14 protein-coding genes and 1 other RNA gene are annotated in these 15,446 nt (G+C 40.9%); 2 read left to right on the top strand and 13 right to left on the bottom strand.

What is annotated here, in order from left to right:
* Positions 1-8: 8 nt before the first annotated feature.
* The 13 genes from H7T92_RS09270 to H7T92_RS09210 form a co-directional block, all read right to left on the bottom strand.
* Positions 9-1,097 (bottom strand): hypothetical protein, encoded by a 1,089-nt coding sequence (locus H7T92_RS09270; RefSeq protein WP_049471946.1) that lies wholly within the window; start codon positions 1,095-1,097, stop codon positions 9-11.
* 118 nt (positions 1,098-1,215) lie between these two features.
* Positions 1,216-2,103, bottom strand: coding sequence for an LPXTG cell wall anchor domain-containing protein (locus H7T92_RS09265; RefSeq protein WP_021154035.1), 888 nt, complete (start codon positions 2,101-2,103; stop codon positions 1,216-1,218).
* Between the two features lie 339 nt (positions 2,104-2,442).
* Positions 2,443-3,258, bottom strand: coding sequence for a hypothetical protein (locus H7T92_RS09260; RefSeq protein WP_201037622.1), 816 nt, complete (start codon positions 3,256-3,258; stop codon positions 2,443-2,445).
* A gap of 18 nt (positions 3,259-3,276) precedes the next feature.
* Positions 3,277-4,218: a hypothetical protein gene (locus H7T92_RS09255; RefSeq protein ID WP_201037621.1), complete on the bottom strand. Its 942-nt coding sequence runs from the start codon at positions 4,216-4,218 to the stop codon at positions 3,277-3,279.
* Between the two features lie 172 nt (positions 4,219-4,390).
* Positions 4,391-5,284 (bottom strand): hypothetical protein, encoded by an 894-nt coding sequence (locus tag H7T92_RS09250; RefSeq protein ID WP_049471947.1) that lies wholly within the window; start codon positions 5,282-5,284, stop codon positions 4,391-4,393.
* 109 nt (positions 5,285-5,393) lie between these two features.
* A complete protein-coding gene (locus H7T92_RS09245) occupies positions 5,394-5,723 on the bottom strand; it encodes a hypothetical protein (RefSeq protein ID WP_201037620.1) in 330 nt (109 codons plus the stop codon).
* 78 nt (positions 5,724-5,801) lie between these two features.
* Complete coding sequence (locus tag H7T92_RS09240) at positions 5,802-7,151, bottom strand: glucose-6-phosphate isomerase (RefSeq protein ID WP_201037619.1); 1,350 nt, start codon at positions 7,149-7,151, stop codon at positions 5,802-5,804.
* A 502-nt stretch (positions 7,152-7,653) separates the two neighbouring features.
* Positions 7,654-7,749: signal recognition particle sRNA small type (gene ffs / locus H7T92_RS09235), an RNA gene on the bottom strand.
* Between the two features lie 38 nt (positions 7,750-7,787).
* A complete protein-coding gene (tadA, locus tag H7T92_RS09230; protein ID WP_003016809.1) occupies positions 7,788-8,297 on the bottom strand; it encodes a tRNA adenosine(34) deaminase TadA in 510 nt (169 codons plus the stop codon).
* A 302-nt stretch (positions 8,298-8,599) separates the two neighbouring features.
* Complete coding sequence (locus tag H7T92_RS09225; RefSeq protein ID WP_003016812.1) at positions 8,600-10,177, bottom strand: ATP-binding cassette domain-containing protein; 1,578 nt, start codon at positions 10,175-10,177, stop codon at positions 8,600-8,602.
* Between the two features lie 12 nt (positions 10,178-10,189).
* Positions 10,190-10,936, bottom strand: coding sequence for a radical SAM protein (locus tag H7T92_RS09220; protein ID WP_241672507.1), 747 nt, complete (start codon positions 10,934-10,936; stop codon positions 10,190-10,192).
* A gap of 118 nt (positions 10,937-11,054) precedes the next feature.
* Positions 11,055-11,699 (bottom strand): HAD family hydrolase, encoded by a 645-nt coding sequence (locus H7T92_RS09215; protein WP_003002091.1) that lies wholly within the window; start codon positions 11,697-11,699, stop codon positions 11,055-11,057.
* Between the two features lie 209 nt (positions 11,700-11,908).
* Positions 11,909-13,201, bottom strand: coding sequence for an adenylosuccinate synthase (locus tag H7T92_RS09210; RefSeq protein ID WP_070587805.1), 1,293 nt, complete (start codon positions 13,199-13,201; stop codon positions 11,909-11,911).
* 319 nt (positions 13,202-13,520) lie between these two features.
* Here H7T92_RS09210 and hslO point away from each other — a divergent pair, with 319 nt between their 5' ends.
* Both hslO and dusB read left to right on the top strand, forming a co-directional pair.
* Complete coding sequence (gene hslO / locus H7T92_RS09205) at positions 13,521-14,393, top strand: Hsp33 family molecular chaperone HslO (protein WP_201037618.1); 873 nt, start codon at positions 13,521-13,523, stop codon at positions 14,391-14,393.
* Entirely contained in the window at positions 14,380-15,357 is a 978-nt protein-coding gene (gene dusB, locus H7T92_RS09200) for a tRNA dihydrouridine synthase DusB (RefSeq protein WP_201037617.1), read from the top strand. The genes hslO and dusB overlap by 14 nt, the downstream gene beginning before the upstream one ends.
* Positions 15,358-15,446: the final 89 nt, after the last annotated feature.

The following is a 15,446-nucleotide window of genomic DNA, read 5'->3' as shown; positions in this document are numbered from 1 at the left end:
TGATCCTTTTAGTAGCTGTCTTTACTGCTCAAGAGAAAATCTCCATTTTCTTGGCGAATAAAGGTCAAATCCACGTAGTCCCCATTTTTCTTTTGGAAGTCCATGACCAATTCTATCTCGTCTGAATCATCAGATGAACTCACCGTCAGATTGACTGCATCACCGTATTTTTCTAAAAGCTCTTTGTAAGAGGTTCCTCCAGCACCGGTCTCACTATTTCCAACTTTGAATCCATCTGCAAAGTTGTCCTCAACCGTAAGATTTTTCCCAAATTGATTAAATTCAAATTTGACAAGCTGGAATTCTTTCCCTTTCTTAGAGTAAGTCGCTTTGACCTCTTTATTATAAGAGTTATCATCCCAAAATAATTTCAATTCTCCACTTTCAAATTGAACGGAGCTAGCTTTCCCATAAGCTTCAATCATTTCCTCAGGAGTCTCCCCAGCATCACTTCCTGTTAAAAACTGAAGTTGCTCGATATCAGACTGTTTCCAGCTAAAATCAACTTCCGCGTCTTCTGCGGTCAATTGATCCAAATCGATATTGGAAGACGAACCAGACTGGTTACCTGACCAAGAAGTCTGCTTTCTAGATGATGACGTGCTAGGGCTAGCATGACCAATCAAATAGCCACTGACTCCACCGATAAGAAGCCCAACTAAAATCCCAAGGGCAAAACGAATCGCCTTCTTGTCCGCAGTATCCATCGGTCTTCCAACAGGAGAAAGAGGAGCTTGTGGAATAGGTGTCTCAGGAACAGGCACTGTTTGCGGACCAATTGGTTCAGCTGCCATATTTTGAGGAGCTTGAGGTGCAGGTTGGAATGGAGGAGTCGGTTGGGGAGCAGCAACTACATCCGGATGTTCTCCAACAGTTGCTTCATCCACCTTTGGAAGCTCCACCGTTTCTGAAATAACTGGCTCGTTTGCCTCTTCTTTCATTGCTTCCGTCTCCGTCACTGAAAGGCCACTAGCTTCTGGAACGACCAAGTCTTCGGCTTCTTCTTTTGGGACAAAGGCTGGCGCAGCCACATCAAATTGAGGCGCACCCTCTACGGGAGTATGTTTCATAAATTGTTCTTGATCTTTCTCGGACATTTCGAATTCTCCTTTTTATTCTTCTCTTCTACTATAACATAAAACCAAGCAAGGACCAACTCCTGTCTGGATGGACTAAAAAAGATCGGAGAGATATCCGACCTTTTAGATGCTTATCTTAAAATTTCTTGCGAAGGGAGACAATAGCAATCCCTGCAAGTGAGAGCAAGCCCAATGTTGCCAAAACGACACCTGTTTCTTGACCTGTTTTTGGCAATAAACGGCCAACTACAGATTTGCTTGAGTCGCTTGAATGTGAGGAAGAACTAGAAGAAGAGCTTGAGCTCGATGAAGAAGTTGAACTTGAGGAGCTTGAAGATGAGCTGCTTGAAGATGAGCTCGATGAGCTACTTGAGCTTGAAGACGAACTACTTGAGCTACTTGAACTAGAAGATGAGCTACTTGAGCTTGAGGATGGGCTTGTTGTACTTGGTGAAGTCGACCCATCTGTACCAGGGCTTTTATAGCCTGCAATGAAATTACGATAAATTGGGTTGGAACTTTCAAGTGAATCCACCATCAAGCGTCCTGATCCATCGTAAGCAAGGGACACTGTTACTTCCCCTTCTCCATTATCCAACTGTTTAAAGCGACCATCATCTTTTGTAGTCTGACGAATGTAGAGTTTAACAGTTCCAGAATTCAGTCCAGAGAGATCCACATCATCAAATTCGATCGTCCCATCTGCTGTATTTTGCCCTTTAGCAACTGTCTCTTCTTCGCCACCTTCAGATTTGTAGATCAATGCAAATTGGTAGGCTCCCGCATCATGCGCACTTTCTTTCTTGCCTTCACGCGCTCCCACTACATCGACACGACCTGTTTTCAATTTCAAAGAAAGCTGATTCGATTCGAAACCTTCATATGTTGGTTTTTGAACAAGGTCTAGCTGACCATTTTTGTACTCATAAACCGCAGCTTTTGTATTCGCAGATACTGGTTGGGCAATTGCCATTCCACCAAGCATAGATGAAAGTAACAAGAATTTAGCCAAGTTCTTTTTCATATTTTCATTCCTTTTTCAATTATTTTCATTCACCTTTCATTTTATAATATGAAACAACAAATGACAACTTTTATGTTCAAATAACTTTTTATATTAAAGGATTTGAGTATAAAATACGTGTCTATAGCTATTGTCTAGCTAGAAACCCTGTATCATCAGTATTTTAGAAATGAGATTAGCAAATGATCGAAAATAATAACTAGTTAGTGTTTTTATAATTGAATCTAAGGGGAAAGTTTATGAAATTACTTTACAAGTAAAAAAAAACGACCTCTTGCGAAGTCGTTCGGGTACAAACGAGAATATATGGATCTTCCTTTTTAAAGACCGATTTCCTTTCTAATCTTCATCTCCTTTTAAAGCCAAACGATAATCCCCATCTGCTTGCTGGATAAATTTTAATTTATATTCATCTTCATCTGATCCAGATGACTTAAAACGGATTTCCATTTCATTCGTAATGGCCTTAGTTTTATAGTCCTGGTCTGCTCTTATCGAAATAGAGGATGGGGTATTGCTACTAAGAACTTCTTTATAAGATATTCCATCCTTCCCTGTTTTGGGATCTCCTACTTTCAATTTATCATAATCATCGGTCGCCATTGGATTGGCATCCGCTGTGTCATAATCTTCTGAGAAATATAGATTGCGTAGATAATAATGACCATCTATTTTCATAAAGGTCAGATTCATCTCGTTAGCGGTCTTATAATCGGTGCTTTCTTCATCTGTATCGTCCCTTTCGAGTTTGCCCCATTCTAACTCAACAGTTGTCCCATTAAATGAACCTTTTAAAGCTTTCCCATACTTCTTTACGACCTCTTCGATAGACATCGCATCCTCTTTGTCATCGTAGGTAGCGAATTTCAAGTCTTCGAGATTTGAAATATCCCAATCAAATGCTGTCTCTTTTGGGTCTATATAGCGAGAAGATATATCGCGTTTTGAGACTGTACTATCTGCAGTGGTATGTAAACGGGGATAAGCTTTCTTGGTTATGGCATTCACACCAAAAGAATGGCCAATAATAAGACCAATCACTAATCCTAAAACAATTGACCCAATCACACATCCAATGAACAAGCCCTTTCCGCTTTTTTGAGGGCCAGGATTTACTGGTACACCAAAGGGTCCCTGTGGTTGATTTATACTCATCTCTCTTCTATCCTCCTCTTAATTTAGTTCCGCACCAATATAGCGAAATTCTCCATCAGGCTGTGCTAAAAATTTCAAAACTTTAAAATCCCCATCAACCTCACAGAGTACTGTAGCCACTACACGTGTAGACTTAAATGTTTCCCCATTGGCAGTTAGTTTGCGCTCTGTCCCAATTTCGACGGTTTTTCGATGTTTTTTCAAAAACTCAGATAAGCTTGTCCCACCTTGCCCTGTCTGCTTGTTTCCTTTTTTCAGACTTCGAAATTCCTTTTCAGTCAAGGCGCGATTGCTCGAGGCATCATCGCTATCATCATCATCCTCTGGATTTTTATGCTCATACAATTCATCTAATTCCGTCACGGACACACTTTTTAAATAATAATTGCCATCGACTTCGTCAAATCTCATTCTCAAATTCTGATGTTCAGTAGCCTTTGAGTCATTCCAAGTAAGCTCCATTGCATTCTTTTTATATTCAACACTGGATGCTAACCCATAGACTTCTACAATCTGATCTGCTGTCAAACCATAACCTTCCCGATTGGTGTAACTCAACAAGCCAAGATCCTTGAAAGTCCATGTGAAAATGACCTTTTCTTTATCCGTTACAAAACCTGCTTTTGTTTCATTTGCTTCGATCTTTGCACGTTCTAAACGTTTAAATCGTTGCGACTCCTTACTTGTTTGAGAGGTTTGTCCCCAAATATATCCGCTCACACCACCGAAAAGCCCACTAATCACAAGCGCTAAAAGTGAAAATAGTACTAATTTTTTCCACTTGTGCTTTGGCTTAGTTGGATAGGACCACTGAGGCGGAAGCATTTGTGGATTTGTTTCTTCAAATGGATAAGCAGGGCCCTGCATTTGAACTCCTCTCACCTGTCCTTCTCCTTGTGGTGTCTCTTGCATCTGTGGCTCTTCCGGCACTGAAAAAGGCTGTTTATCTTCTCTTGTCATACTCTCTCCTTTTTGATTCTCTTTGTCTCATTTGACGATCACAGTAAGTGAAAATCATTTGATAAACAAAGTATAAAATGCTCCTTCTACTATATCATAAATCACCTGAAGGCGCCAATTCATCACTAAATGGGGAAATAGACACAAAAAAACGACCTCTTGAGAGATCGTTTTATCCAGATGTTGCTACATTTTCAAGTCGGTATTCCCCTTGCTGATTCTTTTTAAATGATAAGGTTATTTTTCTTTGATCTGTTGTAAAGTATAGAATATATATATAACTATTTTCCCCTTCATACAGGTTGTTACTGTAACTATTCTTAGGAATTCCAAACTGACTTATAGCCTCCATTAACCCAATCCCTTCCTGGCCACTTTTAGGTAAATAAGAACGATATTCTTCTAAAGTTTTATTCGCCATGCCCGCTTGAGCTTTAGTCACTTCAAGATAGACACGCTCAACACGACTTTTTCCTTCAAACTCATTAATAACAATTTTGAAAAAACCCTGTTGGTCAGAAAGCTTATAATAAAAGGTTACTCGTTCTTTCCCCGAGGAATTATAATCAAGTAAACCTGCAAACGCCTTTCCATATTTCTCAATTACTTCTGAAGATGTTATCGTTGGCTTCTTTGTAGCATCCATTAACTCAAAAACTTCATCAACTGAAAAAGCTCTTACTTGAGATGGATCAACCCACTCAGAATTTTCTTTTTTTAATATATATCCAATTTTTTTATTCTCACTTTTGCTTGCTTGAGTATTTGAAGGGCTGGTAGAAGATTTCTTATTTTGATATCTTTCCGAAGATCTTATGATCTTATTTACGGGTTTATGAACGACTGTTTTTTTATAATACCAGACTCCTATCAGAAAAAATACGAATACAACGATCACTGAAAAGAGTACTCGGATTATGTTACGTGAAATCCGAAATCCTATTTGTTTCTTTTGATCTTCAAAAATCGCTCCTTGAGGTCCTTCATCCGAAAATGCACTCGGAAAAGAGTACAGATTCCCATGATTCTTAGACCATTCACGTTGTACTTTTCTTCCTCTTGACATGTCGTACTCCTTAACTTTATTATCTTACCCTACTATAGCATTAAAAACTGTATCACAGTAAATATATCTTCCCCATTCTAGTCACCCAGTATTTCTTGAAATGGATGTTCTATTTACTTTCCTCTTTTGTCGCCAAACAGTAATCTCCGTTTTCTTGTTTATAGAATGTTAGCCTATATATTTTTTTATATGATATTTTTTTAAATTCAATTACCATTTTCGTTTTATTTTCATGAGTAATTTTATCTTGGTCTGCCGACATCATGATAGACCCTGAATGATTATTTTTTAGTACTTCTGAATATGAAACACCATCTTTCCCAGTTTCTGGATTCCCTACTCCTTTTGTTTCTCTTTGCCTCATTTGACGATCACAGTGAGTGAAAATCATTTGATGAACAAAGTATAAAAATGCTCCTTCTACTATATCATAAATCACCTGATAGCGCCAATTCATCACTAAATGGGGAAATAGACACAAAAAAACGACCTCTTACGAGATCGTTTTGTCTATTGATTAAAGACGAGCGTTGAGTTCTGCTCCAAGTTCTTCAAATCCTGGTTTACCAAGAAGGGCAAACATATTTTTCTTGTAGGCTTCAACACCTGGTTGGTCAAATGGGTTGATCGCGTTCAAGTAACCTGAAAGGGCGATGGCCAATTCAAAGAAGTAGATGGCATAACCAAGAGTGAAGGCATCTTGCTCAGGAAGAGTTACGTACATGTTTGGCACGTCACCGTCTGTGTGGGCAAGAAGAACACCGTCAGTTGCTTTTTTGTTTACAAAGTCAACGTCTTTTCCTTGGAGGTAACCAAGTCCATCAAGGTCTTCTTCCAATGTAGGGATGATCACGTTCTTACGTGGTTTATCCACACGGACAACTGTTTCAAACATGATACGAGTTCCTTCTTGGATAAATTGACCTAATGAGTGCAAGTCTGTTGAGAAGTTTGCTGAAGTTGGGTAAATACCTTTTTGGTCTTTTCCTTCTGACTCACCAGCCAATTGTTTCCACCATTCTGAGAAGTATTGAAGAGATGGTTCGTAGTTAACCAAGATTTCAGTTGCATATCCTTTACGGTAAAGGATGTTACGAACAGCTGCGTATTGGTAAGCTTCGTTTTCAGAAAGTTTATCTGAAGTGTAGTCTTTACGAGCTGCGTTAGCACCTTCCATAAGGGCTTTGATATCTGCACCTGATGCAGCGATTGGAAGCAATCCAACTGCTGTCAATACTGAGAAGCGTCCACCGATATCATCTGGAACCACAAATGTTTCCCAACCGTTCGCATCTGCTTCAACCTTAACAGCACCTTTTTGGCGGTCAGTTGTTGCATAGATCCGTTTGTTAGCTTCTTCTTGACCGTATTTCTTAACCAAAAGTTCTTTGAAGACACGGAAAGCGATAGCTGGTTCAGTTGTTGTACCTGATTTAGAAATCACGTTTACTGAGAAGTCTTTGTCTGCTACGTACTCTACCAAGTCAGCAAGGTAAGAAGATGAGATTGAGTTTCCAGCATAAAGGATTTGTGGAGCTTTGCGTTCTTCTTTTGTTTGCAAGTTTGCAAAGTGGTGGTTCAAGAAGTCAATGGCTGCTTTCGCACCAAGGTATGATCCACCGATACCGATCACGACCAAAACATCGCTGTCTGCTTTGATTTGTTCAGCAGCTTTCAAGATGCGGTCAAATTCCTCACGGTCATAATTTTCAGGAAGGTCCAACCAACCTAGGAAGTCACTACCAGCACCTGTTCCTTTACGGATCAATTCATCAGCTGCAGTCACTTGTGGTTGCATATATTCCACTTCATGTGGGGCAACAAATTTACCCAAAACTTTTGAGTAGTCAAATTTAATATGAGACATGTTATTCCTCCAAATTTTGTTCTTCTCTATGATATCGCTTTACACGGATTTAATCAAGGAAAACCATCCTATAAAACGTTTTCATTTGCTAATTTTTTTATTTTCACAAATCAAGCAACGACGCAATAGCAATCGTTTGCATATTTGTACTATTTTTGACTAGAAAATCAAAAAAAAGAGGCTTCTTCCGAAGCTCTATTTTCACGCTATTATTCTTTGAATCCGCTAATGAATTTCAAGATGACTCTAGTGAGTGATAGCCCTCACGTCGCTTCACTCCTCAGGATCAATATCTCTAAGTTCAGTTGCGACTTCCAGGCTTGACTTATTTACGCTATAGCCCTCACGTCGCTTCGCTCCTCAGGGTCAATATCTCTAAACTCATCTGCGACTTTCAGTCTTGATTCGTTAAGAGCTTTTATCGGTTTACAGCTTTTTCCCTAACGGGAAAAACTGCATCCATTGCTCTAGGATTCATCTGCGTCCGTTGGACTTGATTCATCAAGAGCAATAGAAAAGAGCACACAGTTCACTTCGCTTAGGGCTGCTGGATTCCTCCCCTGACCCGCTTCACGCAGAACTGTTGCTCCGATAGGTATTATATCATAATTTGTGGATTTTGCAAAGGTCCGGTTTTTATTCTTGTGTTTCGGCCTTGGCTGCGAGTTTGGCTTGTTTTTTTCGTTCTCGACCTTGGCGGAAGAAAGTCTGCATGATGGCTGCACATTCTGCTTCCAAGATTCCTGTTTCTACTTCGACTCGGTGATTGAGGCGTTCATCTGCCAAAATGTCGTAGAGACTACCTGCTCCACCGAACTTCTGATTGGTCGCCCCGTAAATCACCTGGGGAATCCGAGCTAGACCAATGGCACCACTACACATGACACAGGGCTCAATCGTGACAAAAAGCGTCGTATCCAGCAGGCGCCAGCTATTTTCACGCTGATTGGCCTCCTCGATCGCCATGATTTCCGCATGCATGACCGCCCGCTGCAGCTCCTCACGCGCATTATGTCCACGCCCGATAATCTGACCATCCTTGACCAAGACACAGCCAATCGGTATTTCATCATTGGCGAGGGCAATCTCCGCCTCCTTCAGGGCTTCCCTCATAAACATCGCTTTTTCCTCTATCGTGTAGTCCATCTCTTCCTTCTTCCTTTTAGTTTCTTTGTTCATTATACCATAGGCAGCTTACGACTCACAAAAAAAGCCGCCGATTGGGCGACTCTTATGGGAGATTATTATGAAAAAGTTTAGGAGGTTTAAACAAAGTTAGGAGGTCTTTGTTTATGCTTCTAGTATAGCTGGCCTATCTTAAATAAAGCTTAAGTTCTCTGAGTATTGATGATTTTGGAAATATCACCACTTAGAATCTCAAAAATATCTGACAAATTGCTGGCTTACTACTATCCGCTTTGTCGCAGAACCAACTATTGTGGCATCGCTCATCCTTTACGTAACTCAAGGATTTGGTCATAGCGCTCTTCTTCATCAATATGATGGGCTATTTCTAGTACCGTGATCGGCAAAGAAAAGATTAGGTCTCTAACCAGACGACTATTTTTTTCGTCCAAAGCTGATGTCACTTCGTCCGCTAATAAAATATCCTTCTCGCGTAAGAGAAAACGAGCCAACTCTAATCTGACACGCTGACCTCCTGAAATGTTTTCACCATTATTATGAATTTCTACATTCAAAATATCCTGAAATTCATCTATTAAGCCAACTCGGTCCAATACCTCCAATAATTCATGGTCCTGAAAAGGCTGACCAAAAGTTAGATTATAGCGGATAGTATCGTTAAACAGGAAGGGATGCTGGCTAATTAAACCGATATTCCCTTGGAAATGACTCGTTATTTGATTTCCATCATACTGAACGAAAATGTCACCCTCATCACATACTTCTTCTCCTAAAATCAAGCGAAAAAGAGTCGTCTTTCCAGACCCGCTCGGTCCTTTGATTAAGACCTTCTGACCTACTGAAATCGTCGCCGTCAAATCAGAAAAAAGCTGACGTTCAGCAAAACTTTTTGAAATATGATTTAAGCGCAACGATTCGAGATTTTCAACAAATTGATCCTTTGTCTCTTCGAAATCAGGTTCTTCCTCGATAATCTTAAACAGGCGGTTCGCAGTCGGCAAGGCACCTTGGAGATTGGCTGCACTGTACATCAGAGTTTGGATCGGTTCTACCAGCATCCCCGCAGCAACATACATAGAGATGAGGCTTGTAATAGAAATAGAATTTCCCTGTAAACTCAAATAAAAGCCTAAAGCAAGAGGAACAACCTGACTAAAAAAGACCATAAATCCATTAAAGAAAAAAATAATATTATGTGTGAAACAAAATCTTTGGATGGCTTTTTGATATTCTCCGTTTAAATCATTCACGCGCTCTTCATTCAGCCTCATGGCCTGATTAATCCGTAAGGTTTGGCTGCCTTGCATACTATCCGAGACAAGCCCATGTAATTTCGTTCTAAGCTTGGACCAGCTGTCTCCCGAATCTTGTAAACGACGATTCATGATGAACTGAGGAATAGGTCTCATAATCGTAAAAATGACAAAAATAAGTCCTAAGAGAAAATTTTGTGAAACAATATAAATGGCTGTAACAAGGGCGACAAATCCCCAACTCACCATAACATTTATATTTTCCAAATAATTATCGCCCACATATTCCATATCTTGAGTTAGCAGACTAACTTTTTCATCATTGGAAAATTTAGGATTCAATATGACTTTCTTAAATAAAAGGGCACGGACACTTTTGTTGATTTCTCTTCGGAATATATTGTGCGAATAGTTTGAAAACAGCATCAGACTATAAATAACAAGATAGACAGACAAACCAAATAAAACAAAATTGAGAATTTTTCCATAAGAAAGGCCGTCTTGATCTAACTTCAAGGCCTTCGTTAAAATCAGAGGTTGCGCCAACACCAAACCACTATTCACAATACGCCCTAAAAAAATAGGAAAAAGATACTTCTTATCAATGTACTTATAAATATTTCTCATAATTATCATCCATCAAAATAGAGGGCTAGCACAACCCTCTTCTCTAAAGCGAATCACACAAATAAAATCAAATTTACTTTCTTGCATTGCTTTCAAATTATCGAATATACGATTATACGACAACCCACCGTTTTGCAATACTCTCTGATTATTATGACTTTCTTCATCTCCATCCAAAGTTATCTGGTAACTAGTCACTTTAAATTTTTCATTCAAATATCGAAACTTATTCTTAGTCAATAAATAACCATTCGTAGTGATTGCACTTTGATAATGAATCTGATATTTCTCACATAAATCTATAAAAACAGGAGACAACCGCTTGATAGTTTTATATCCCAACAGTGGTTCTCCTCCAAACCAGCCTACTGACAAATACTTATACTTCCCGGACTGAAGTTTTTCTTTCAAAAATTGGACAATGGCATCTTCTGTCTCTGTTGACATAGCAATATTTTCAAATTTTTCATAACAATACTTACACCGAAAATTACAATCTCCATGTGTCAAAATTGTTAGTTCCAATAATTCAGCATCTGTATCGCTTATTTTAGATAGATACTTTTCGACCTCATACTCACCCTCACTTAAATATTTATTTTTATCAAGATAAGCATGAAACTCTTTCCTAATCACATCATTGCTGTCGACTACTCTATTCAATTCATTCGTAAGAAAAAATGAATGATTGGTTTTAGTATTAAAATACAACGTACCATCATCAGTACTATATTTTAATATATATCGTGACAAATTCATATTATCACCTCTTAATCTGTGTGACTTAACCTACAGTAAGTATACACCGATAGAAATATTAAATAAAGCAATATTCAGCAGATTAGAAAAGTTCAAACTTTTAATATTTTGGAAAAGGTTATCCTATAAAAGCTGCAATTTCGCCAACTTCTTGAGCAATATAGGTGGCGCCGGCTTCTTCCAATTCTTCCCTGCTTCCAAAGCCATAAAGGACACCGATAGAATCAAGCTTTTGCGCTTGAGCGCCAAGCACATCGTGCTCCCTGTCTCCAATCATGATGGTATGCGCCAAATCTGTAATCCCATTTTGCTCCAAGGCATACTGGATAACATCGCTTTTTTTACTACGTTTTCTATCCATGGTCGCACCAGCGACAAAGTCAAAATAATCATACAAACCAAAGTGTTTGAGAATTTGAATGGAAAATTCTTCAGGCTTTGACGTAGCTACAATCAACTGTTTGCCAGCCTGCTTGAGAGAAGCCAGCAAGTCAGGAACGCCTAGATAGACCTCATTTTCATAAAGGCCTTTTTCGGAAAAATACTCATGATAGTAGTCAATGGCCTTTAAACATTCTTCCTTAGAAAATCCATAAAAGCGCTCAAAAGACTCCTGCAAGGGCGGACCGATGAAAACTCTCAATGCTTTCTTGTCTGGCACTTGAATCCCATATTTTCCTAAGGCATAGGCCACCGAGTTGGTAATCCCTAGTTCTGAATTGGTCAAGGTGCCGTCTAGGTCAAATAAAATCGTTTGATACATTTTTTCCTCTTTCTGCTTTCAAAAAGAGGCTGGGACAAAAGTCCTAGCCTCTCAATTGTTTTTGGATTGTCGAGCAAGACGCAGTGGTTGAGTGGGCTCTACTACGCTGATTTTATCAGCTTTTACAGCCCTACTCAACTGTGCGGAGGTGGAACGACGAAATCGAGTTCTAACGAATGACCGATTTCTGTCCCACTCTCTTTTTTTAATTATTTACTTGACCAGACACTTTCCAAAATGTTGGTTTGGTCACGATCTGGTCCGACTGAGAAGGTTGAAATGCGTACACCAACCAATTCGCCGATCCGGCGGACATAGTTGCGGGCATTTTCTGGAAGCTCATCCAAGTGGCGAACACCTGTAATGTCTTCTGACCAACCTGGCAATTCTTCATAGATTGGTTTGCAACGTTTGAGTTGCTCCAAGCTTGCTGGATAGTGATCAATGCGTTCTCCATCCAAGTCGTAAGCCACACAGATTTTCACCGTATCCAAGCCTGACAGAACATCGATCGAGTTCAAGCTAAGGTTGGTAATTCCTGAGACACGACGGCTATGGCGCATGACAACTGAGTCAAACCAACCAACACGACGAGGACGACCGGTTGTTGTCCCATACTCATGGCCGACTTCACGGATCCGATCACCCACTTCATCGAAGAGTTCCGTAGGGAATGGGCCATCACCAACACGGCTAGTGTAGGCTTTACATACACCGACAACCTTGTCGATCTTGCTTGGGCCGACACCTGATCCGATGGTCACCCCACCTGCGACTGGGTTTGAAGAGGTTACAAATGGATAGGTTCCTTGGTCGATATCCAACATAACCCCTTGGGCTCCTTCAAAGAGCACGCGCTTGCCGTTATCCAAAGCATCGTTCAAGATAACAGAAGTATCGGTTACATATTGCTTGATTTGTTGACCATATTCATAGTATTCTTCGAAGATATCGTCAAATGACAGAGCCTCTGCATCATAGAGTTTGGTAAATTGACGGTTCTTTTCTTCCAAGTTGATACGAAGACGTTCCGCAAAGACGTCGCGGTCCAAAAGGTCCGCGATCCGGATTCCCACACGCGCAGCCTTGTCCATGTAGGCTGGTCCAATCCCTTTGATGGTCGTTCCGATTTTGTTGTCGCCTTTAGACTCTTCTTGGAGACGGTCCAATTCGATATGGTAAGGAAGGATGACATGGGCACGGTCTGAAATGCGCAAACTATCCGTTGTCACACCTTCTTCATGAAGATAAGCCAACTCTTTGACCAATGATTTAGGGTTGACCACCACGCCGTTTCCGATGACAGAGATCTTTTCAGGGAAGAAGATACCAGAAGGAATCAAGTGCAACTTGAACTTTTTGCCGTCGATTACGATGGTGTGCCCGGCATTGTCCCCACCTTGGTAGCGAGCAATGACTTCTGCATTGGCTGATAGGAAGTCTGTAATCTTCCCTTTTCCTTCATCACCCCATTGGGTTCCTACTACAACAACTGATGTCATAATTCTTTTTCATATACCATAGATAGGATGCTATCTATGCCTTTCTTCAAACTAGGGGCAGGAGTCTCACCTGCAAGTTTGTCTTACACTCTATTATAAGCAATTTTTGATGTTTTTTCAAGATCCACTCAGCTATCGTTTATTTTTCTCCTTCCTTTTTAAACCAACTTCTCTATGAAACTCGTCTTTTACTTGGAAATTGCTTCTTTCTAGAAATAACGTTCGGAATTTTCTTTTCTTCTTGCCCTTCTTCTGAAACGACTGATTTTCGGAATTCTCCTTGTCCCCACTTTGCTTGATTTGTGCTAAAATAGTAGGTATGGACAAAATTATTAAAACTATCTCAGAAAGTGGCGCTTTTCGTGCCTATGTACTAGACAGTACAGAAACCGTACGAACAGCCCAAGAAAAACATCATACACAAGCTAGCTCCACGGTCGCACTTGGCCGTACCCTCATTGCCAGTCAAATCTTGGCGGCAAACGAGAAAGGAGATACTAAAATTACGGTCAAAGTCCTTGGGACTAGCTCACTCGGAGCCATCATCACCGTGGCAGATACCAAGGGAAATGTTAAAGGCTACGTGCAAAATCCTGGAGTGGATATCAAGAAAACGGCAACTGGCGAAGTCCTGGTGGGACCATTTGTCGGAAACGGAGAATTCCTTGTTATCACAGATTATGGTACGGGAAATCCTTATCACTCTATGACCCCTCTTGTGACAGGTGAAATCGGAGAAGACCTGGCCTTTTATCTGACGGAAAGCCAACAAACGCCATCTGCAGTTGGACTCAATGTCCTGTTGGATGACGAAGACAAGGTCAAGGTGGCTGGTGGTTTCTTGCTCCAAGTCTTGCCAAATGCCAAGGAAGAAGAAATCGCCCGCTTTGAAAAACGGATCCAAGAAATGCCTGCCATCTCCACACTTTTGGAGTCTGAAGACCATATTGAAGCTCTTCTAAAGGCTATCTATGGGGATGAACCCTTTAAACGTCTCTCTGAAGAAGAGATCCGTTTCCAATGCGACTGTAGCCGTGAGCGTTTCTTGAACGCTTTAGCAAGTCTGCCAGCTAGTGATCTAAAAGAGATGAAAGACGAAGATCACGGTGCAGAGATTACCTGCCAATTTTGCCAAACCCACTACCACTTTGACGAAAATGACTTGGAGGAACTCATTCGTGACAAATCTTAATACGCCATTTATGATCGGGGATGTCGAAATCCCTAACCGTACCGTCCTAGCCCCAATGGCTGGAGTAACCAACTCAGCTTTCCGGACCATTGCCAAAGAACTGGGAGCAGGACTCGTTGTGATGGAAATGGTCTCTGACAAGGGAATCCAGTACAACAATGAAAAGACGCTTCACATGCTCCATATCGATGAAGGAGAAAATCCTGTATCGATCCAACTCTTTGGAAGTGACGAAGATAGCCTCGCACGCGCAGCTGAATTTATCCAAGAAAATACCAAGACCGATATCGTCGATATCAACATGGGTTGCCCGGTGAATAAAATCGTCAAGAACGAGGCTGGTGCCATGTGGCTCAAGGACCCAGACAAGATTTACTCCATCATCAATAAAGTTCAATCCGTCCTTGATATCCCACTCACTGTTAAAATGCGGACGGGTTGGTCGGACCCTTCCCTAGCAGTTGAAAATGCCCTCGCTGCTGAAGCTGCGGGTGTCTCTGCCCTTGCCATGCACGGACGGACCCGAGAACAAATGTATACAGGTCACGCTGACCTTGAAACCCTTCACAAGGTTGCCCAAGCTCTGACCAAAATTCCATTTATCGCAAACGGAGATATCCGTACGGTTCAAGATGCCAAACAACGGATCGAAGAAGTCGGTGCTGATGCGGTCATGATTGGTCGCGCTGCTATGGGCAATCCTTATCTCTTCAACCAAATCAATCACTACTTTGAAACAGGAGAAATCCTGCCTGATTTGACTTTTGAAGACAAGATGAAGATTGCTTACGAACACTTGAAACGCTTGATCGGTCTCAAAGGTGAGCACATTGCCGTTCGTGAATTCCGTGGTCTCGCCCCTCACTACCTCCGTGGTACCTCAGGTGCAGCCAAACTACGCGGCGCCATCTCCCAAGCCAGCACTCTGGCTGAGATTGAAGAACTCTTACAATTAAAAGCATAGAAATACAAAAAGCAGAGAGTGGGACAGAAATCGGTAATTCGTTAGAATTCGATTTCGTCGTCCCACCTCCGCACAGTTGAGTAGGGCTG

This window comes from Streptococcus parasanguinis (assembly GCF_016648855.1).
GTDB lineage: Bacteria > Bacillota > Bacilli > Lactobacillales > Streptococcaceae > Streptococcus > Streptococcus parasanguinis_L.
This window is presented reverse-complemented; position numbering and strand designations above follow the sequence as displayed.